Origin of the sequence: Leclercia sp. UBA5076 (assembly GCF_002416465.1) — a bacterium.
GTDB lineage: Bacteria > Pseudomonadota > Gammaproteobacteria > Enterobacterales > Enterobacteriaceae > Enterobacter.
Genome location: NZ_DIAO01000014.1, coordinates 20,704 through 38,640, shown reverse-complemented (window position 1 = coordinate 38,640; position 17,937 = coordinate 20,704). Strand labels below are relative to the sequence as shown.

Here is a 17,937-nt window from a genome sequence, read left to right as displayed (position 1 = left end):
CTGGAGTCACCACCTGAGTTCTCACGCTCATAAAGGGTGGTGACACTGACGGGGGTGAGAATACCGGTGCAAAAGGATACCGGCCAGCCTTTCGGCTGCCCCGCCAGCGCCACCATAGATTCGATGCGGCTCTTCCCCGCTGAATGAAGATGTACTGGCTTTACGACACAAAAAAAGACGCTATAGGCGTCTGGTATCGCCTTTTGCTTATCCGGGTTCTCACGCCCGACACCAGATTTTGCTGGTGCTTTTAAAGCATACCCTTCAGTTGAATAACAAGGCAAGGAGTTTTTAGGGTGAGCGAAGCCCTGCCCCAGACGGGCATAATTGTTCTTCATGGCATTAACCTTTTTGAATTGTTTAGTGAGCTGTCGCGACAAACTTATTCTGCGAGATCCGAAGTGCAAACTCTCGCAAATTATCTCTGCTCACGGAATCTCAGTTCGTTTGGCTGCGTGACGATTCAATGCGCTCACTAATCCATTCATCAATTTCGCTTTCAATGAAAGCAATTGCTCGAGAACCAATCTTTATGGATGAGGGGAAACGTTGCTCAGCCATGAGTCGATAGATCCAAGCCTTGCTATAGCCGGTTCTGCGCTGAACTTCAGGTAAGCGGATAAGGGAATGGGACATATATACCTCTCGAAGTCTAATGTGGTCTACGAGGTATATTTCAGCAAAAACATGCGGGTAGTTGTGGAAGTCACGGTAAATCAGTTGGAAGCAGCTCTTCCACTGAAATAGAAGTACGGTCAGAAGTTTTAGAACCTGTAGATCGACTTTTTGGAAATCCTTACGAGCTATTTGGAAGCGTATGTGTTCAGAGCTTCATTAATTAGCATAGTCAATGCCTTATCTGTCACATCGATGCCATCGCCATGTTCCAATATGCTTCTTGAAGCACTCCTAGCAACTTCGGATTTGTTCAAATTTTTACCGCGAACATATTTACCACCTGATTTTTCAAGCGCAATAGCCATTCCAGCGATCAGTTTTAACGCTGTATCTTTACCAGCAAACTCGCCCCACCCGCTTCGTAAAGGCTGGTACTTTTCGCTAGAGCTATCTGGATCACATCCAAACCAACTATCTGTAGCTGATATTTCTTTAACAGCCCAAGGCCAAATATCATTGGAATAAAAATCAGCTCCAGTGATATCTCCGCCAGGTGAGCTAGACCATGTTCTCTTGGGATGTAGTTCTTCTGCGTTTACAGCACTCAAAATTATCCTCAAGTAACTGGAAGCAATGTTGTAGATCTCAGGAGGGAATTTAGCTTTCAGCTCATCTAAGCGTGAACAACTGTACACGCCAGCCATAGCCATTGCAGCCTGCTCAGCAGTGACCACACGTTGTCGGCGAAGATGATGGGGCATGTTGAGGATGTTTTCTCGCATAAAAGCTTCCTGCTAACGATAGTCTACAGAAGTCTACTACTGTCAATTAGCACTGTCTATACATACAGTTAAGCGCTTTTCCCAAACGTTCCATGCACTACATTTTCGCCTTTTTCCAACGCCTCCATATAGTCGGCATACCACTGGAGCATTTCGCGGCGACCATCCAGATACTGCGCATGGTTGTACGTACCTCGAATAGAGTTTTTGTCGACGTGTGCCAACTGCGTTTCTATCCACGCGGTGTTGTAGCACTGTTCGTGCAGGATGGTACTCATGGTGTGCCGGAAACCGTGCCCGGTGACTTTTCCCTTATAGCCAATCCGCTTGAAGACTTGGTTTATGCTGGCTTCACTCATTGTTTTTCGCGGATCGTTTCGGCCTGGGAACACAAGCGGGTAATTGCCTGTTAGCTCTTGGAGCTGACCAATAAGCGTAAGAGCTTGCCTGGACAACGGCACCACATGAGGGCGACGCATTTTCATGCGTGAGGCGGGTATTTCCCAGACCGCCTTACTGATATTGATTTCATCCCAAAATGCCCCACGGAGTTCGCCGGGACGCAATCCGGTGATAATCAGCAAACGAGCAGCCAAAACAACTAACTCGCTTCCTGAATATCCTGACAACGCATTGAAGAAATCAGGCAATTCTTTAGGTGTGAGGAAAGGAAAATGATTGGACTCGTGCCCTTGCATCGCGCTGGTGAGATCCGGGGCGGGGTTATACTCAGCTCGACCGGTGACTATTGCGTAACGGAAAACTTCCCCACAGCGCTGCCTAACTTTTCTTGCCTTTTCGGTAGCGCCGCGCCCCTCAATGCGCCGAAGCACATTCAACAGTTCAAGCGGTTTGATTTCGGCTATTGGTTTTTTGCCAATGTATGGGAACACATCTTTATTGAAGGCTTCGAGGATGTCTGAAGCATAACCAGCAGACCATTTTTTTAGTTTGCTGCTGTGCCATTCAAGGGCAATATCTTTGAAGGTGTTGTTTAACTGAATTTCACGGGCAATCTTCTCCTCCCGTTTCGCTTCCATAGGATCGATACCCCCAGCGATACCCCTTTTGGCTTCTTCACGTTTTGCCCGAGCATCGGCCAATGTGACATCAGGATACACGCCAAGCGCTAACAGCTTCTCTTTGCCGGCTACACGATACTTGAGCCGCCAGTATTTGCCGCCATTAGGTTTAATCAGGAGATACAAACCACCACCATCAGCAAGCTTGTAAGGCTTATCTTTAGGTTTGGCGGCATCCACCTGCCGGGCGTTTAGTTTCACTTGGGGGTACCTCCTCTAGACCGAACAGCATATACCCCCATAAGTACCCCCAAACGACCTTAGATTTCAGGGAACTTTAGTAGACGTAGAAATACTAAAAGGGGCTGTAAAGCGCAGAGTATAAGGGGTTTCAGTGAACTTTAGTAGACTTGGGGAAACGTTAGAATGGTGCCGATAATAGGAGTCGAACCTACGACCTTCGCATTACGAATGCGCTGCTCTACCAACTGAGCTATATCGGCTTTCAGGAGAGGTACTGCGGTGTAAAAGGGTAAGAAAAAGAGCCCACCTCGTCAACCCCTCCTCTTTTAGTCGTTGATTTTTACACCAACTCGCGCAAAAACCATGCAGAAAAAAGGGCTATTTTCGCCTTTCTTCACATTTTGTGGTTATTTGCCTGCATCGGCGATGCCATCTTACCCCATTTCCCAACAGGATCGGCTATCTTCAGTTTTCATTTTGGCATCAAGCCCCGCCAGAACAGGTCGATAACAATTCTAATCGGAACACAGAAATGCCTGAGAGAGTGGGTACATAATGAATAAATTTTTTGTCACCGATGACATAGCTGGCACGGACCTTGAGCCAAAAAGAACCGCCAGCTTTATCAAACGCGCCCTGCTGCTGATGGTCTCTCTGCTAATGGTGCTGTTTATTATCGCCATCATCGCGCTGCTGACGATTGTGCGAAATATCAATGAAGACAGCGATAAGCACAGCGCCATGCTGCTGCAAAAGGCCATTCATAACCGTGTCGATACCCTCGCGACCCACATTAAAGACTATGCCTGGTGGGGAGAAGCCTACCAGCACCTGCATCCGAAGGTGGATATCGACTGGGCCTATACCCGCCAGAATATGGGCGCGACCCTCTGGCGCGATTTTGAGTACGAAGGGGTCTTCGTGCTGGATGTCAACGGGCAGACCCGTTATAGCGTCATCAACGGCAAGCTGGTGACACGCTCTCTGCAAGCCTGGCTGGGCGACGATCCCATGCCCGACCTGATTCAGAAAATAAGCAAACCGGACGCCGTCCCCGTATCTAACACGGTGGTACTGAAGGGAGGTCATCCGGCACTGGTAGCAGCAGCCAACATCACTACGGGCGATGACTCAAGCATTACAGCTGCCCCCGGCCCAGCCTCGGTGCTGGTGTTTGTGGACGTGCTGGATGAGCGTAAACTCGCCGCGCTGGGTGAAGAGTATGGTATCGCCCAGACTCGCGTGCAGCATACGGGCACCTCAACGCTGGCAGGACGACGCGGGGTAGCCACCCTTCCCGTTGATGGTCAGCAGGTTACGTTCGAATGGAAAAGCGAAAATCCGGGTCGGGAGCTGCTGCGCTATATCCTGCCGCTGCTGATCCTGCTGGCGCTGTGCACCGCTATTCCCGGCGTGATGCTGGGGCGTAACGCGCTGAAAAAGGCGCGCATGTATGATGAAAATACCTGGCTGCTGGCGCAGAACCGTCTGGCGCTCACCGCCAGCGAACGGCGTTTTCGTGACGTTGCCGAGGCGACCACGGACTGGATCTGGGAGACGGACACCGAGCTGCGTTTTACCTGGCTTTCGGAGCGTTTTCCCGGGATCACCGGGCACAGCATATCGGCCTGGATTGGCCGTCCGCTCAGCGAGCTGATGGAGGCCGAAAACCAGTCGCTGGCGGAGTGGATCACCCTTCCCGGCCAGACGGGTCATCGCCGCTTGCTGCACTGCCGTTATCTTTCGGCGATGGGCCACCAGCGCTACTGCCATATTGCGATTAAACCGGTTATCGCGCCGGAGGGGATCACCGGCTACCGTGGCACCGCCACGGATGTCACTCTTGAAGTGGAGGCCCAGGCGCGCGTGGAGTATCTCTCCCGGCACGACGATCTCACCGGGCTGCCCAACCGGGTGCGGATGCGCGAGTTCCTTGAGGGCAAGCTGCGGGCGCAGCCTACGCAGATGCATCCGCTGGCGATGCTCAGCCTCGATCTCGATAAGTTCAAACCGGTCAACGATCTGTTTGGTCACAGTGCCGGCGATAGCGTACTGCATGAAGTTTCGACCAGGCTACGAGACTGTATCCGCGATTACGATCTGGTGGCGCGCCAGGGCGGGGACGAATTTATCCTGATTATCTCCGACATTCATGACAGGAAGTACGTTGATACCCTGTGCGAACGTATCATTGCCGAACTTACGCGCCCCTTCCTGATCAACGGGAATGAGATCGTAATCGGTGCCAGTATCGGCGTGGCTATCGCACCGCATGATGGGGTCGACGCGAGCGAGCTCCTGCGCTTCTCAGACATCGCCTTGTACAAAGCCAAAAGCACCGGCCGTAACAAGTGGGTATTTTATACGCCTGAAATGGCTGAACAGATGGTGCAGCGTCGCGAGATGGAAGAGAGCCTGCGCGACGGGATTAAAAAAGAGCAGTTCCATCTGGTCTATCAGCCGCGCTATGGTCATGACTCCTCGCGCATTATCGCCGTGGAGGCGCTGGTTCGCTGGGATCACCCTGAGCTCGGCCTGATCATGCCGGATCAGTTTATCTCCCTGGCCGAAGAGACCGGGCTGATCGTTCCGCTGAGCGACTGGGTGCTGAAAACCGCCTGTCGGGACGCGCAGCAGTCGCTGCACGGCCTCTCCGTGTCGGTGAATATCTCTGCCGTCGAGTTCCAGTCCTGGCAGGTCGTGGAGCGCATCAAAGAGGCGCTAGAGATATCGCAGTTAGATCCATCCCGGCTGGAGATTGAAATCACCGAAAACGCCACCCTGTGGAATCCTGAAAACAGTCTCGAAATCATGCTGGCGCTCAAGAAACTGGGCGTGAAGCTGCTGATGGACGACTTCGGCACCGGCTACTCCTCCCTGAGCTACCTGCGCAATTTCCCGTTCGATGGCATCAAGCTGGATAAATCGTTTATCGACGGTATGCCAGAGAGCGACAGCGCCAATACCATCGTCGAAAATATTATCGGCCTGGGTAAAGCGTTCTCGCTGAGTATTACGGCTGAAGGCGTAGAGAACGAAGGACAACTGCAAAAACTGATGATGATGGAGTGCGATGAAACCCAGGGCTATTACATCAGCAGGCCACTCAGCCTGACAGCGCTAAAACAGCAAATCGCCGTGCTGGACCTGGCGGCGCAGAATCGGGCAGGTCTCAACACCAGAGCGAGCGCGGGCAACCGCTGAGGCTGCCCACGCAGGCAATCAGGCGCGAATGGTATCGTCGCCGAAGCCAATCCATTTGTAGGTGGTGAGCGCTTCAAGACCCATCGGGCCGCGGGCATGCAGCTTCTGGGTGCTGACCGCCACTTCTGCGCCCAGACCAAACTGGCCGCCGTCGGTGAAGCGGGTGGAGGCGTTGACGTAAACCGCAGATGAGTCCACCTCGTTGATAAAGCGACCGGCATTGCTCAGGGTGCGGGTGAGGATCGCATCTGAATGCTGGGTGCCGTGTTCACGAATGTGCGCGATAGCATCGTCGAGATCGGCCACCACCTTCACGTTCAGATCCAGCGACAGAAACTCGTCGTCGTACTGCTCCGCTTTCACCGGCTCAACCTTCGCCGGGCCGTTCTGCAGCTGCATCAGCGCGTTGGCATCGGCATGCAGAGTCACGCCGCTTTCCGCCATCTGCTTGCTCAGTGCCGGCAGGAAGGTCTCGGCGATGCCCTGGTGTACCAGCAGCGTCTCCACCGTGTTACAGGTGCTTGGGCGCTGGGTTTTGGCGTTGACGATGATCTTCAGGGCCGGTTCGAGCTCGGCAGTGTCATCTACAAAAATATGGCACACGCCGATACCACCGGTGATCACCGGGATCGTCGACTGCTCGCGGCACAGCTTATGTAAGCCTGCGCCACCGCGTGGGATCAGCATGTCGATATATTTGTCCATGCGCAGCATCTCGTTGACCAGGGCACGATCCGGGCTTTCAATCGCCTGTACCGCACCAGCTGGCAGGCCGCACTCTTCCAGCGCCTGCTGGATCACCTTTACCGTGGCGGCGTTGGTGCGCCAGGTCTCTTTTCCACCGCGCAGGATGGCGGCATTGCCGGTTTTCAGGCACAGCGAGGCGACATCAACGGTGACGTTCGGGCGGGCTTCGTAGATCACGCCAATCACCCCCAGCGGCACGCGGCGACGTTCGATGCGCAGGCCGCTGTCCAGCAGTCCGCCGTCAATCACCTGCCCTACCGGATCGGCCAGACTGCATACCTGACGCACATCGTCAGCAATGCTTTTCAGACGCGCGGGGTTTAATGCCAGGCGATCGAGCATCGCCTCGCTCAGACCGTTGCGGCGGGCTTCCAGCAGATCCTGCTCGTTAGCGAGCAAAATCTCGTGGGACTGGGCTTCCAGATAGTCAGCGATTTTTTCCAGCACGCGGTTTTTCTCGCGGCTGGAAAGGAGCGCCAGTTTGTACGAGGCGGCTTTGGCAGCGGCGCCCATTTGTTCCAGCATGTCCTGCTCCTTAACGGGTGATCATATCGTCGCGATGGACAGCAACCGGGCCGTACTCATAGCCGAGAATGGCATCGATCTGCTGTGAATGGTGGCCTGCAATGCGGCGCAGCGCATCGCTGTTGTAGCGGGAGACGCCGTGGGCAATGTCGCGCCCTTCCAGATTACAGATACGAATCACTTCACCACGGGAGAAGTTACCTGTCACGCTTTTAATTCCTTTTGGAAGCAATGAACTGCCTCTTTCCAGAATAGCGGCGGTGGCGCCCTCATCCACGGTGAGCTGTCCGGCGGGTGGCGCGCCGAAGATCCAGCGTTTGCGATTTTCCAGCGGGGTCGCTTCGGCATGGAAACGAGTGCCCACCGAGATGCCTTCCATGACATCGCCGATAACCCCCGGACGGCTGCCCGCGGCGATGATGGTGTCGATCCCGGCGCGGCAGGCCACATCGGCGGCCTGCAGTTTGGTCCCCATGCCGCCGGTGCCGAGGCCAGAGACGCTATCGCCCGCGATGGCGCGCAACGCATCGTCGATACCTTTTACATCGGTGATAAGTTCAGCCTGCGGGTTGGTACGCGGATCGGCGGTGAAGAGACCTTGCTGGTCGGTCAGCAGCAGCAGCTTGTCTGCGCCCGCCAGAATGGCGGCCAGCGCCGAAAGGTTATCGTTATCGCCGACTTTGATTTCTGCGGTGGCGACCGCGTCGTTTTCGTTAATGACCGGAACGATGTTGTTATCCAGCAGCGCGCGCAGGGTGTCGCGGGCGTTCAGAAAACGCTCCCGGTCTTCCATATCGGCGCGGGTCAACAGCATCTGTCCGACATGGATGCCATAGATGGAGAACAGCTGTTCCCAGAGCTGAATCAGACGGCTTTGCCCCACCGCCGCCAGCAGCTGCTTGGAGGCAATAGTGGCCGGAAGTTCGGGGTAGCCCAGGTGTTCACGCCCGGCAGCAATCGCCCCGGAGGTGACAATCACAATACGGTGCCCTGCGGCGTGCAACTGCGCGCACTGGCGCACCAGCTCAACAATATGGGCGCGATTAAGGCGGCGCGATCCGCCTGTTAACACACTGGTACCGAGTTTTACCACCAGCGTCTGGCTGTCACTCATAGTTCTCTGCCGTTCAACAATAAGGGAAATGATATTAATCAGACTTTTTATCAGGACTGGGGTCCGTTGCCAACCGCCATAACGCAGAGGCAACCACTTTGTTGCGCGGGATCAGGAAGCGTAGCGGCAGAATTTGACGGTTTTATTACTGAAACAGAAAAATACAATTATTTAAAATTATTCTGAGATTGTCATAAAACGTTCATTACAGAACGTTAAAACCCTTCCTGTTTTTTCACGGAACAAAAGCATGAGCTTACTGTTCAGCGAATATTAGCGCGTATATAAAACCAGGATTGAAAATGAAAAAGAGTACTCTGGCATTAGTGGTAATGGGCGTTGTTGCTTCCGCATCTGTACAGGCAGCCGAAGTGTTTAATAAAAACGGCAATAAACTGGACGTTTACGGAAAAGTGAAAGCGATGCGTTATATCAGCGATGATGATGCCAAAGATGGTGACCAGACTTATGTGCGTTTCGGCTTTAAGGGCGAAACCCAGATTAACGATCAGCTCACCGGTTATGGCCGCTGGGAAGCTGAGTTCTCCGGCAATAAAGCTGAAAGCGACTCTTCACAGAAAACCCGTCTGGCCTTTGCCGGTATTAAGCTGAAGGATTTCGGCTCATTCGATTACGGTCGTAACCTCGGTGCGCTGTATGACGTTGAAGCCTGGACCGATATGTTCCCGGAATTCGGCGGTGACTCTTCTGCGCAGACCGACAACTTCATGACCAAGCGCTCCAGCGGCCTGGCAACTTACCGTAATAGTGACTTCTTCGGCGCCATCGATGGCCTGGATCTGACGCTGCAATATCAGGGTAAAAACGAAGGCCGCGAAGCTAAAAAACAGAACGGCGACGGCTTTGGTACCGCTCTGACCTATGATTTCGGCGGCAGCGACTTCGCCATCAGCGGCGCCTACACCAACTCTGACCGAACCAATGCCCAGAACCTGCTGGCGCGCGGCGAAGGTAAAAAAGCCGAAGCCTGGGGTACCGGCCTGAAATATGACGCCAACAACATTTATCTGGCAACCATGTACACCGAAACGCGTAATATGACGCCAATCTCCGGTGGCTTTGCCAATAAGGCGCAAAACTTCGAAGCCGTTGCGCAATATCAGTTTGACTTTGGTCTGCGTCCATCCCTGGGTTATGTCCAGTCAAAAGGCAAGGATATTGAAGGCATCGGTGATGAAGATATCGTGAAATATATCGACGTCGGCGCGACCTACTATTTCAACAAAAATATGTCCGCGTTTGTTGATTATAAAATCAACCAGATTGATGACAACAATAAACTGGGTGTGAGCAGCGATGACATCGTTGCGCTGGGTATGACCTACCAGTTCTGATTTATGCCGATAAAAAACCCGGCTAAGCGCCGGGTTTTTTTATTGTTTTTTTGATGCCGGGCTTATGCTGTCAGCTTCACCGGTTCATTGGTGAAATCATCAGCAGGCTCGAGTTTCAGATCGAACGTTGCCAGCAGCGTACGGGCTTTTTCGTGGAATTCACGCAAGGTATGCTCAAGGCGCTGGATCACTTCGGGATCCTTAATGGCCATCTCCTGCCAGTGACCCTCTTTATTGAACAGGCCAAACTGATAGTTGTAGGTGAAGCGTGACGCTTCTGCTTCCATTTCCATCCACCATCCCCAGAATTCGCGCTTCTCCGGCGCTGGCTTTACGTTAACGCAAACTGCCAGGCAATCGAAAAAGAAGCGATTCTCTTCGCACTGCTCTTCGCGGATGTAGGGGCCAAGAGCCATAAACTTCTTGATCATCCTACTTTTCGGATGTCCACTCGGTAACGTCATTGCGATCTCCTTTTGTGAAGCCACTGTTTTACCAAACCCAAAAAAATTAGCAATCTCTTAACTCAATCTCTGATGGATCCAGCGCGTGATCTGCTGCAGTGCTTTGTCAAAATTTTCATACACCGGGCTGAACGGCACCTCCAGCAGCTTGCCATCCACAGATGACGAGGTGATTAAGCGGGACTCCTCTTCCGGGCTGAAGGGATCGTTTTTCCAGAAACCAGAGAGCATTGGCGTAGGGCAACGACGCCCCAGCAGCCCCTGCATTTTCAAAGAGTAGCGGTTGAGCTCTACGCGCAGCGCCTCGTCCGAGGCATCGTGCATACCCAGCCGGCTGGCCAGCACATCAAGGTACATTTCCGGCACGCTGCTCTGGCGGGCAGGTTCGCTTAACAGGGCGTGAACCACCGGCCCCAGACAGGCCACCGCCTTCAGACGCGAAGATTCGAGATAAGCCAGACGGACAGCGACATTGGCGCCAAAGCGGAAACCAAACGCCGCTACGCGGGTGTGATCCACCCACGGGTTTTGCTCCAGCGCTCTCAGCGCATGCTGGTGGAGCAAGCTGGAATCCTGGGTCAGTTTCCATTTTGACGAAAAGCCAATAGAGGGCATGTCGAGGGTCAGCATCGCCAGCCCTTTCGGCGCCAGGTAGCGCTCATACAGGCTGTAGTAATCGGTCTGCAGGGAGTCGAGGCCGCCGCACATCATCACCGTCGGGAAGGGGCCGTCGCCCGCGGGCATATGGAGGAAGCCGGTGACCGCCGGGCCACCGGGGATGGTAAAGCTGATTTCGCGCATCCGGCCAGGCAGGTGCTGGGCCGCCTCCTGGTAGGCGCGGTTTGCCAGCGCCTGGGCCTGCTCTGCCAGCTCGTCGCCTTTCAGGTGCGGGTAAGCCGCAATGCTGTAGAGGTTAGAGGCGTGCAGCCAGTGCTGGCCGCTTAACAGAGGATCCTCCTCCTGGCTGGCCTTCTGCTGCCAGATCATCGCCTGTTTTGCCCATTCATAGATCCAGTTGCCGCCGCGATAGCCCACCACCGTGTCGTACAGTTCACCGTCGGTGCGCTCGGCCTGGCTCATGACAATACGCGCCTGCACGTCGAGAATTTCGCGGGGATCGATACCACGCCAGATCCACATCAGGCGGTTAACCATGCGATACCAGTGCGGGATATTTTTGCCATCGAGCGCGGACTGCACTGACGGCTGTGTACTGCCGTTAAAACGACGAACCAGCGTCGACGTTTCCGGGTGCTTGAACTTGGGCTTGAAGAGAATTTCGCTGAGATTCGCCTGGGACATTGCGCGCTGCCTCTATAGATACGTCAGAGAGGGTCATTGTAACGCGCCAGTGGCGAAAAAATAACGCCCGGCATCACCGGGCGTTAAAAAATATGGATTAGCGACCAGAAATAGGTGGGACGAATACAACACCCATATCCCATGGCTGCTCGATCCAGGTATCCTGTGGGATATCAATGACATAATCGTCAACCAGCGGCTTGCCGGCCGGTTTCGCGAAGATAGTGACGAAATGCGCTTTTGGATACATTTCGCGGATAGCCACTGCCGTACCGCCGGTATCAACCAGATCGTCAATCACGATGAAACCTTCACCATCGCCTTCAGCGCGTTTCAGCACTTTCAGCTCACGCTGGTTGTCATGGTCGTAGCTGGAGATGCACACGGTATCGACATGACGAATACCCAGCTCACGTGCCAGCAGTGCCCCTGGTACCAGGCCGCCGCGGCTGACAGCGATGATGCCTTTCCACTGTTCGGATGGCATCAGGCGCGCAGCCAGTTTACGTGCATGAATCTGCAACATGTCCCAGGTGACGATGTATTTTTCGCTCATGTGAATTGTCCCAGCCTGTGTTTATACGGCTTAAAAAGTGTTCGAGGGGGAAAATGGTTGCGCGAGATTATAGAGATCTGAAGCACTAAAAACCAGTGCTAAGCGGTTACAGCGGGAGTTTTTACTTGCTTACCCCTACCAGCCGACAGAGAAAGTGGTATTCTCAAACCCACCTCGCAAGTCTGACTTGTGGTAACTCTAAACCTGCTAACCCCGTGACCTGCAAGATTGTCTGCAGGAGATCGACAAGGAGACTTACTGTGTCTGAACTGTCTCAACTATCGCCACAGCCGCTGTGGGATATTTTTGCCAAAATTTGCTCCATTCCTCACCCGTCCTATCACGAAGAACAGCTTGCCGAACACATCATGGGCTGGGCGAAGGAAAAAGGGCTGCACGCCGAACGCGACCAGGTTGGCAACATTCTGATCCGTAAACCCGCCACCGCAGGCATGGAAAACCGTAAACCGGTTGTGCTGCAGGCGCACCTGGACATGGTGCCACAGAAGAACAACGACACCGTTCACGACTTCACCAAAGATCCGATTCAGCCGTACATCGACGGCGAGTGGGTTAAAGCCCGCGGCACCACCCTGGGTGCGGATAACGGCATCGGTATGGCCTCTGCGCTGGCGGTGCTGGCCGACGATAGCGTTGAGCATGGTCCGCTGGAAGTGCTGCTGACCATGACCGAAGAAGCCGGTATGGATGGCGCGTTTGGTCTGCAACCGAACTGGCTGCAGTCGGATATTCTGATCAATACCGACTCCGAAGAGGAAGGCGAAATCTATATGGGTTGCGCCGGCGGTATCGATTTTATCTCCACGCTGCCACTGACCCGTGAAGCGATCCCGGCAGGGTTCCAGACCTTTAAGCTGACGCTGAAAGGTCTGAAAGGCGGCCACTCCGGCGGTGACATTCACTTAGGGTTAGGCAACGCCAACAAACTGCTGGCCCGTTTCCTGGCCGGTCATGCTGCCGAGCTGGATCTGCGTCTGGTGGATTTCAATGGCGGTACGCTGCGTAACGCTATCCCGCGTGAAGCGTTCGCGACCGTGGCGGTTGCCGCAGACAAAGCCGATGCGCTGAAAAAGCTCTCCTCCGTTTATCTGGATATCCTGAAAAACGAACTGGACGCCAAAGAGAAGAACCTGACCGTGGTTCTGGAAGCGAGCACCAGCGATAAAGCGGCGCTGACTGAACAGTCCCGCGACCGCTTTGTTCAGCTGCTGAACGCCACGCCAAACGGCGTGATCCGCAACTCTGACGTGGCGAAAGGCGTGGTGGAAACCTCTCTGAACGTCGGCGTGGTGACCATGGCTGACGACAGCGCAGAGATCATCTGCCTGATCCGCTCCCTGATCGACAGCGGGAAAGATTACGTGGTGAGCATGCTGGAATCTCTGGGCAAACTCTCTGGCGCGCAGACCGTCGCCAAGGGCAGCTACCCGGGCTGGCAGCCAGATGCGAGCTCGCCGGTGATGGCGCTGGTGCGTGAAACCTATCAGCGTCTGTTCAACAGCACGCCGAACATTCAGGTGATCCACGCTGGTCTGGAGTGCGGTCTGTTCAAAAAACCGTACCCGGATATGGATATGGTGTCTATCGGGCCAACCATTACCGGTCCGCACTCGCCGGATGAGCAGGTTCATATTGAAAGCGTGGGCCATTACTGGACCCTGCTGACGGAACTGCTGAAAGCGATCCCGGCGAAGTAATCAGCCGACTGTTGCCCCGCGGCACTGCGTTTGCCGGGCCTACAAGGTCAACATCGTTTGTCATTTGTAGGCCCGGTAAGCAAAGCGCCACCGGGCAGTAGTTTGTAGGCCCGGTAAGCGTGAGCGCCACCGGGCTTTTTTACAGCCCCAGCACCAGCTGCCGCTCAAGCTGCGGATCCAGCAGCGTGACATGTAATCCCACCAGCCGCACCCCGCGCCCTGCCCGACGCTCTTCCCAGGTTTTCTTTGCGGTGGCGATCAGATCGTCCTTGTTGAGCCGAGGCCAGACGTGCTCCTGCGTAGTTTGCTGAAAGTCGTTGAACTTCAGTTTTACCCCCTGCCGGGCAATCAGCAGATCCGGTTTGACCTTCGCCAGCCGCCGTTCCAGTTCCGGATAAAGCTGTTCGACAATAATGGTTTCACAGGCTGCCCACTCGTGGATATCCTCAGCCAGGGTCCGTTCCACACCGACCGATTTACGCAGCCGCTCGCTGTTAACGTTGCGCTCGTCAATGCCCTGGCTTCGCTCCCAGAGCACCCGGCCAAACTTACCAAAGCGCTTAAGTAACATGCCCAGATCGCTGTTCTGCACATCCTCGCAGGTGCGCAGTCCCATCTTCTCCAACTTTGCCGCAGAGACTTTACCCACGCCGGGGATCTTGCTGAGCGGCAACGTTTTGATAAATGCCGGGACCTCGTCAGGGGTAATCACGTACTGACCGTTGGGCTTATTGAGATCCGAGGCAATTTTGGCAAGAAATTTTACCGGGGCGACGCCCGCCGAGGCGGTGAGCTGCAGTTCATTGAAAATCGTCTGGCGGATCTCCTGCGCCATCAGCGTGGCGGAGCCGTGACAGTGCAGGCTGTCGGTGACATCCAGATAGGCTTCATCCAGCGACAGCGGTTCAATCAGGGAGGTGTAGCGGGAAAAGATGTCGCGGATATGGCTGGAGGCTTCTTTGTAGGCATCGAAGCGTCCCGGTAATAAGGTGAGGTGTGGGCAGAGTTTTAACGCCATAGCGGTTGGCATGGCGCTGCGCACGCCAAACTTACGCGCCGGATAGTTAGCGGTACTGATCACGCCACGCCGCTCGCGACTGCCGCCAATGGCAATGGGGATATCCCGCAGCGCCGGGTTATCCCGCATCTCCACCGCAGCAAAAAAACAGTCCATATCGACATGGATGATTTTGCGCATCGTCTTCACCACACCTGTAATTACATCCAGTATAACAAAGTACAAAAAATGCGTCAGCAGTTTTACTGTCTCACTTCTGTCATTAAACCGTGGTACAAGATAGAGCCAATAAACACTTTAAATTCATCAAGTTAATGCATTTGAAATGGAAATTTATTCATGAAAAAGATGATTATCGCTTCACTGCTGATCGCCTCAAACGCCTGGGCTGACCCGCAAATTATTGCTCACCGCGGCGGAACCGCCGATGCGCCGGAGAATACGCTGCCTGCCATTGCCCTGGCGCTGGAAAATCATGCTCAGGCTATCTGGATAACCGTGCAGCTCAGCCGTGACGGCGTTCCCGTTCTGTATCGTCCCAGCGATTTGAGTGCGTTAACCCCCGCTCAGGGAAAAGTGTCCCAGTACACCCAGGCAGAGCTGGCGACATTTAACGCAGGTGCGAAATGGAAAGAGAGCGTTACCGGCGCCACTATTCCAACGCTGAAAGCCGTGCTTGAACGCTGGCCTGAGACCCGCTTCTATATTGATATCAAATCCCCGGATGCTGATGCAGTCGGGATGGGCAAGCAGCTGCTGACCGTGCTGAAAGAGACCAACAGCCTGAACCGCGTGCGCGTGTACTCTACCGAAGATCGCTATCTGGATGCGCTGCCCGCAGAAATACCGCGTTTTGTCACCCGCAGTGAAACGCGTACCCGGCTGGCAAATATCTCGCTGAACCACGTGTGCCAGGCACCAGCAAAGACAATGGACGCATACTGGTACGGGCTGGAGCTGAACCGCAAGGTCGAGGTGGTGGAGAAGTTTACCCTGGGCGAGGGGATCTCTCCGGCAACCCTGACATGGGACAAAGAGGCGATGGACTGTTTCCGCTCGCAGGGTAATGGTCACATTATCCTGCTGGGGGTAAATTCCGCGGAGGATTACCAGAAAGCAAAAGCGCTGGGGGCCGATGGGGTGATGGTCGATTCCCCAGCCCAGGCGCGGGAGTGGCTTAAGTAAAAAAACAGGCCGCTTGATGCGGCCTGTTTATTTCAGAGGATCCGGTTTTGCTGGCGCTGCGCCTCACGCGCCATACGCTTTTTACGCGCATCGCACGGCTCAGGGCAATCGCAAACTTTCTCCATCCCCAGGGAAGAGATGCCACCACAGCTGCCCTGAATGCTTTTGCGCTTAATCAGCCAGCCGAGGGACATGCCGAAGATCACCAGCACAAAAACGGCAAAGGTCAGCACGAAGGTCATCATCATCAGCCTCCAAAATCATCCAGCATGATGTTCTCATCTTCCACGCCCAGATCCTGCAGCATTTTAATGACTGCGGCGTTCATCATCGGCGGACCACACATATAGAACTCACAGTCTTCCGGCGCGGCATGGTGCTTCAGATAGTTTTCATACAGGACGTTATGAATAAAGCCGGTATAGCCGGTCCAGTTGTCTTCCGGCTGCGGATCGGAAAGCGCAATGTGGAAGGTAAAGTTCGGGTTGTCCCGCGCAAGCTGTTCAAACTCATCCTGATAGAACATTTCGCGCAGCGAACGGGCACCATACCAGAAGCTGATTTTACGCTTACTGCCGAGGCGCTTAAGCTGGTCAAAAATGTGCGAGCGCATCGGCGCCATGCCGGCGCCCCCGCCGATAAAGACCATTTCGGCGTCGGTATCTTTAGCAAAGAACTCACCAAATGGACCGGAGATAGTAACTTTATCTCCCGCTTTCAGCGACCAGATATAAGAAGACATGATCCCCGGCGGTGCGTCCGGCACGTTTGGTGGCGGCGTGGCAATACGCACGTTGAGCATGATAATGCCCTTCTCTTCCGGGTAGTTAGCCATTGAATAGGCGCGCAGCGTCGGCTCTTTTACCTCAGAGACAAAACGGAACAGGTTGAATTTATCCCAGTCACCGCGGTACTTCTCAGGCACATCAAAATCTTTATACGCGACAGTATGTTCCGGGCATTCAATCTGAATGTATCCGCCCGCACGGAACGGCACGTCTTCCCCGTCGGGAACCCGCAGCTTCAGCTCTTTAATGAAGGTGGCTTTGTTATCATTGGAGATAACTTCACACTGCCACTTCTTAATGCCGAAGATCTCCTCCGGCAGTTCGATCTTCATGTTCTGGCGAACCGCCACCTGGCAAGCCAGACGACAGCCCTCTTTCGCTTCGCGCTTGCTGATGTGCGACAGTTCCGTTGGCAGAATATCGCCGCCGCCCTCTTTGACGGTCACGCGGCATTGTCCGCATGAACCGCCGCCACCGCAGGCAGAGGAGATAAAAATGCCATTGCCAGAGAGGGTGTTCAGCAACTTGTCGCCCGCAGGCGTCAGGATCTGCTTATCTGCCTCATCGTTTATCTCAATGATCACATCGCCGGAATTGACCAGCTTTGAGCGCGCCACCAGAATCAGCCCCGAGAGCACCAGCACGATCAGCGTGAACATCACTACGCCAAGAATAATTTCCATAGATTTTGCCCTTACAGCTGCACACCGGAGAAGGACATAAAGCCCAGCGCCATCAGACCAGTGGTGATAAAGGTGATCCCTAAGCCGCGCAGACCGGCCGGCACGTTGGCATACTTCATTTTTTCACGCAGACCCGCCAACGCCACAATAGCCAGCATCCAGCCAATACCAGAGCCGAAACCGTACACTATCGACTCGGTAAAGTTGTAATCACGCTGAACCATAAACGATACGCCACCGAAGATGGCGCAGTTCACCGCAATCAGCGGCAGGAAGATGCCCAGCGCCGTATACAGTGACGGGAAGTATTTATCGAGGATCATCTCGAGGATCTGAACCAGTGCCGCAATCACCCCAATGAAGGTGATAAAGTTGAGGAAGCTCAGGTCAATCCCCTCAACCAGCGCGCTGTCGCGTAGCACCAGGTTAAATACCAGGTTGTTGATCGGGACTGACAGCCCCAGCACCACCGTGACGGCAATGCCCAGCCCGAAGGCGGTCGATACCTTTTTGGAGACCGCGAGGAAAGTACACATCCCGAGGAAAAACGCGAGCGCCATGTTTTCGACAAACACCGCGCGCACAAACAAGCTAATGTAATGAGCCATTGTCG

16 protein-coding genes, 1 tRNA gene and 1 pseudogene are annotated in these 17,937 nt (G+C 54.3%); 4 read left to right on the top strand and 14 right to left on the bottom strand.

Going from position 1 to position 17,937, the window contains the following annotated elements; genetic code table 11:
• Positions 1-26: 26 nt before the first annotated feature.
• From B3X29_RS13560 to B3X29_RS13540, 5 genes and pseudogenes are all read right to left on the bottom strand, one after another.
• Positions 27-338 (bottom strand): annotated as a pseudogene (locus B3X29_RS13560) (ash family protein); the annotation flags it as partial.
• A gap of 100 nt (positions 339-438) precedes the next feature.
• A complete protein-coding gene (locus tag B3X29_RS13555; protein ID WP_032441478.1) occupies positions 439-636 on the bottom strand; it encodes a helix-turn-helix transcriptional regulator in 198 nt (65 codons plus the stop codon).
• Between the two features lie 167 nt (positions 637-803).
• Complete coding sequence (locus tag B3X29_RS13550) at positions 804-1,400, bottom strand: hypothetical protein (RefSeq protein WP_045142012.1); 597 nt, start codon at positions 1,398-1,400, stop codon at positions 804-806.
• Positions 1,401-1,468: 68 nt separating this feature from the next.
• Positions 1,469-2,683, bottom strand: a complete 1,215-nt coding sequence (locus B3X29_RS13545) for a tyrosine-type recombinase/integrase (RefSeq protein ID WP_290554661.1) — start codon at positions 2,681-2,683, stop codon at positions 1,469-1,471.
• A 166-nt stretch (positions 2,684-2,849) separates the two neighbouring features.
• Positions 2,850-2,925: transfer RNA gene (locus tag B3X29_RS13540), tRNA-Thr, on the bottom strand.
• 295 nt (positions 2,926-3,220) lie between these two features.
• Between B3X29_RS13540 and B3X29_RS13535 the strand changes: the two genes are divergently transcribed.
• On the top strand, positions 3,221-5,869 hold the full coding sequence (locus tag B3X29_RS13535) for a bifunctional diguanylate cyclase/phosphodiesterase (RefSeq protein WP_290554660.1): 2,649 nt from the start codon (positions 3,221-3,223) through the stop codon (positions 5,867-5,869).
• 18 nt (positions 5,870-5,887) lie between these two features.
• On the opposite strand, the gene proA is transcribed toward B3X29_RS13535, so the two are convergent.
• Together proA and proB are read right to left on the bottom strand one after the other, a co-directional pair.
• Complete coding sequence (gene proA / locus B3X29_RS13530; protein ID WP_159339678.1) at positions 5,888-7,141, bottom strand: glutamate-5-semialdehyde dehydrogenase; 1,254 nt, start codon at positions 7,139-7,141, stop codon at positions 5,888-5,890.
• Positions 7,142-7,151: 10 nt separating this feature from the next.
• Positions 7,152-8,255: a glutamate 5-kinase gene (gene proB / locus B3X29_RS13525; protein WP_103178389.1), complete on the bottom strand. Its 1,104-nt coding sequence runs from the start codon at positions 8,253-8,255 to the stop codon at positions 7,152-7,154.
• 302 nt (positions 8,256-8,557) lie between these two features.
• On the opposite strand from proB, the gene phoE reads away from it, so the two are divergent.
• A complete protein-coding gene (gene phoE, locus B3X29_RS13520; protein WP_156653956.1) occupies positions 8,558-9,610 on the top strand; it encodes a phosphoporin PhoE in 1,053 nt (350 codons plus the stop codon).
• Positions 9,611-9,672: 62 nt separating this feature from the next.
• Here the strand turns inward: phoE and crl are convergent, their stop codons facing one another.
• The 3 genes from crl to gpt form a co-directional block, all read right to left on the bottom strand.
• Complete coding sequence (gene crl, locus B3X29_RS13515) at positions 9,673-10,074, bottom strand: sigma factor-binding protein Crl (protein ID WP_103178387.1); 402 nt, start codon at positions 10,072-10,074, stop codon at positions 9,673-9,675.
• Positions 10,075-10,131: 57 nt separating this feature from the next.
• On the bottom strand, positions 10,132-11,376 hold the full coding sequence (gene frsA, locus B3X29_RS13510; protein ID WP_290554656.1) for an esterase FrsA: 1,245 nt from the start codon (positions 11,374-11,376) through the stop codon (positions 10,132-10,134).
• Positions 11,377-11,473: 97 nt separating this feature from the next.
• Positions 11,474-11,932 (bottom strand): xanthine phosphoribosyltransferase, encoded by a 459-nt coding sequence (gpt, locus tag B3X29_RS13505; RefSeq protein ID WP_032616685.1) that lies wholly within the window; start codon positions 11,930-11,932, stop codon positions 11,474-11,476.
• A 260-nt stretch (positions 11,933-12,192) separates the two neighbouring features.
• On the opposite strand from gpt, the gene pepD reads away from it, so the two are divergent.
• Positions 12,193-13,650: a cytosol nonspecific dipeptidase gene (gene pepD / locus B3X29_RS13500; protein WP_159339676.1), complete on the top strand. Its 1,458-nt coding sequence runs from the start codon at positions 12,193-12,195 to the stop codon at positions 13,648-13,650.
• A 139-nt stretch (positions 13,651-13,789) separates the two neighbouring features.
• On the opposite strand, the gene dinB is transcribed toward pepD, so the two are convergent.
• Positions 13,790-14,848: a DNA polymerase IV gene (dinB, locus tag B3X29_RS13495; RefSeq protein WP_114315831.1), complete on the bottom strand. Its 1,059-nt coding sequence runs from the start codon at positions 14,846-14,848 to the stop codon at positions 13,790-13,792.
• 159 nt (positions 14,849-15,007) lie between these two features.
• On the opposite strand from dinB, the gene B3X29_RS13490 reads away from it, so the two are divergent.
• Positions 15,008-15,853 (top strand): glycerophosphodiester phosphodiesterase family protein, encoded by an 846-nt coding sequence (locus tag B3X29_RS13490; RefSeq protein ID WP_159339675.1) that lies wholly within the window; start codon positions 15,008-15,010, stop codon positions 15,851-15,853.
• 32 nt (positions 15,854-15,885) lie between these two features.
• Here B3X29_RS13490 and nqrM read toward each other — a convergent pair whose 3' ends face one another.
• The 3 genes from nqrM to nqrE are packed head-to-tail and all read right to left on the bottom strand — an operon-like array spanning position 15,886 to position 17,932.
• The gene (gene nqrM / locus B3X29_RS13485; RefSeq protein ID WP_168192001.1) at positions 15,886-16,101 is read right to left on the bottom strand and encodes a (Na+)-NQR maturation NqrM; all 216 of its coding nucleotides are present in this window, start codon (positions 16,099-16,101) and stop codon (positions 15,886-15,888) included.
• Positions 16,101-17,324: an NADH:ubiquinone reductase (Na(+)-transporting) subunit F gene (gene nqrF / locus B3X29_RS13480; RefSeq protein ID WP_103178381.1), complete on the bottom strand. Its 1,224-nt coding sequence runs from the start codon at positions 17,322-17,324 to the stop codon at positions 16,101-16,103. The genes nqrM and nqrF overlap by 1 nt, the downstream gene beginning before the upstream one ends.
• 11 nt (positions 17,325-17,335) lie before the next feature.
• Positions 17,336-17,932 carry an NADH:ubiquinone reductase (Na(+)-transporting) subunit E gene (gene nqrE, locus B3X29_RS13475; protein WP_103178380.1) on the bottom strand — a complete coding sequence of 199 codons (597 nt, stop codon included), beginning with the start codon at positions 17,930-17,932 and terminating at the stop codon, positions 17,336-17,338.
• Positions 17,933-17,937: the final 5 nt, after the last annotated feature.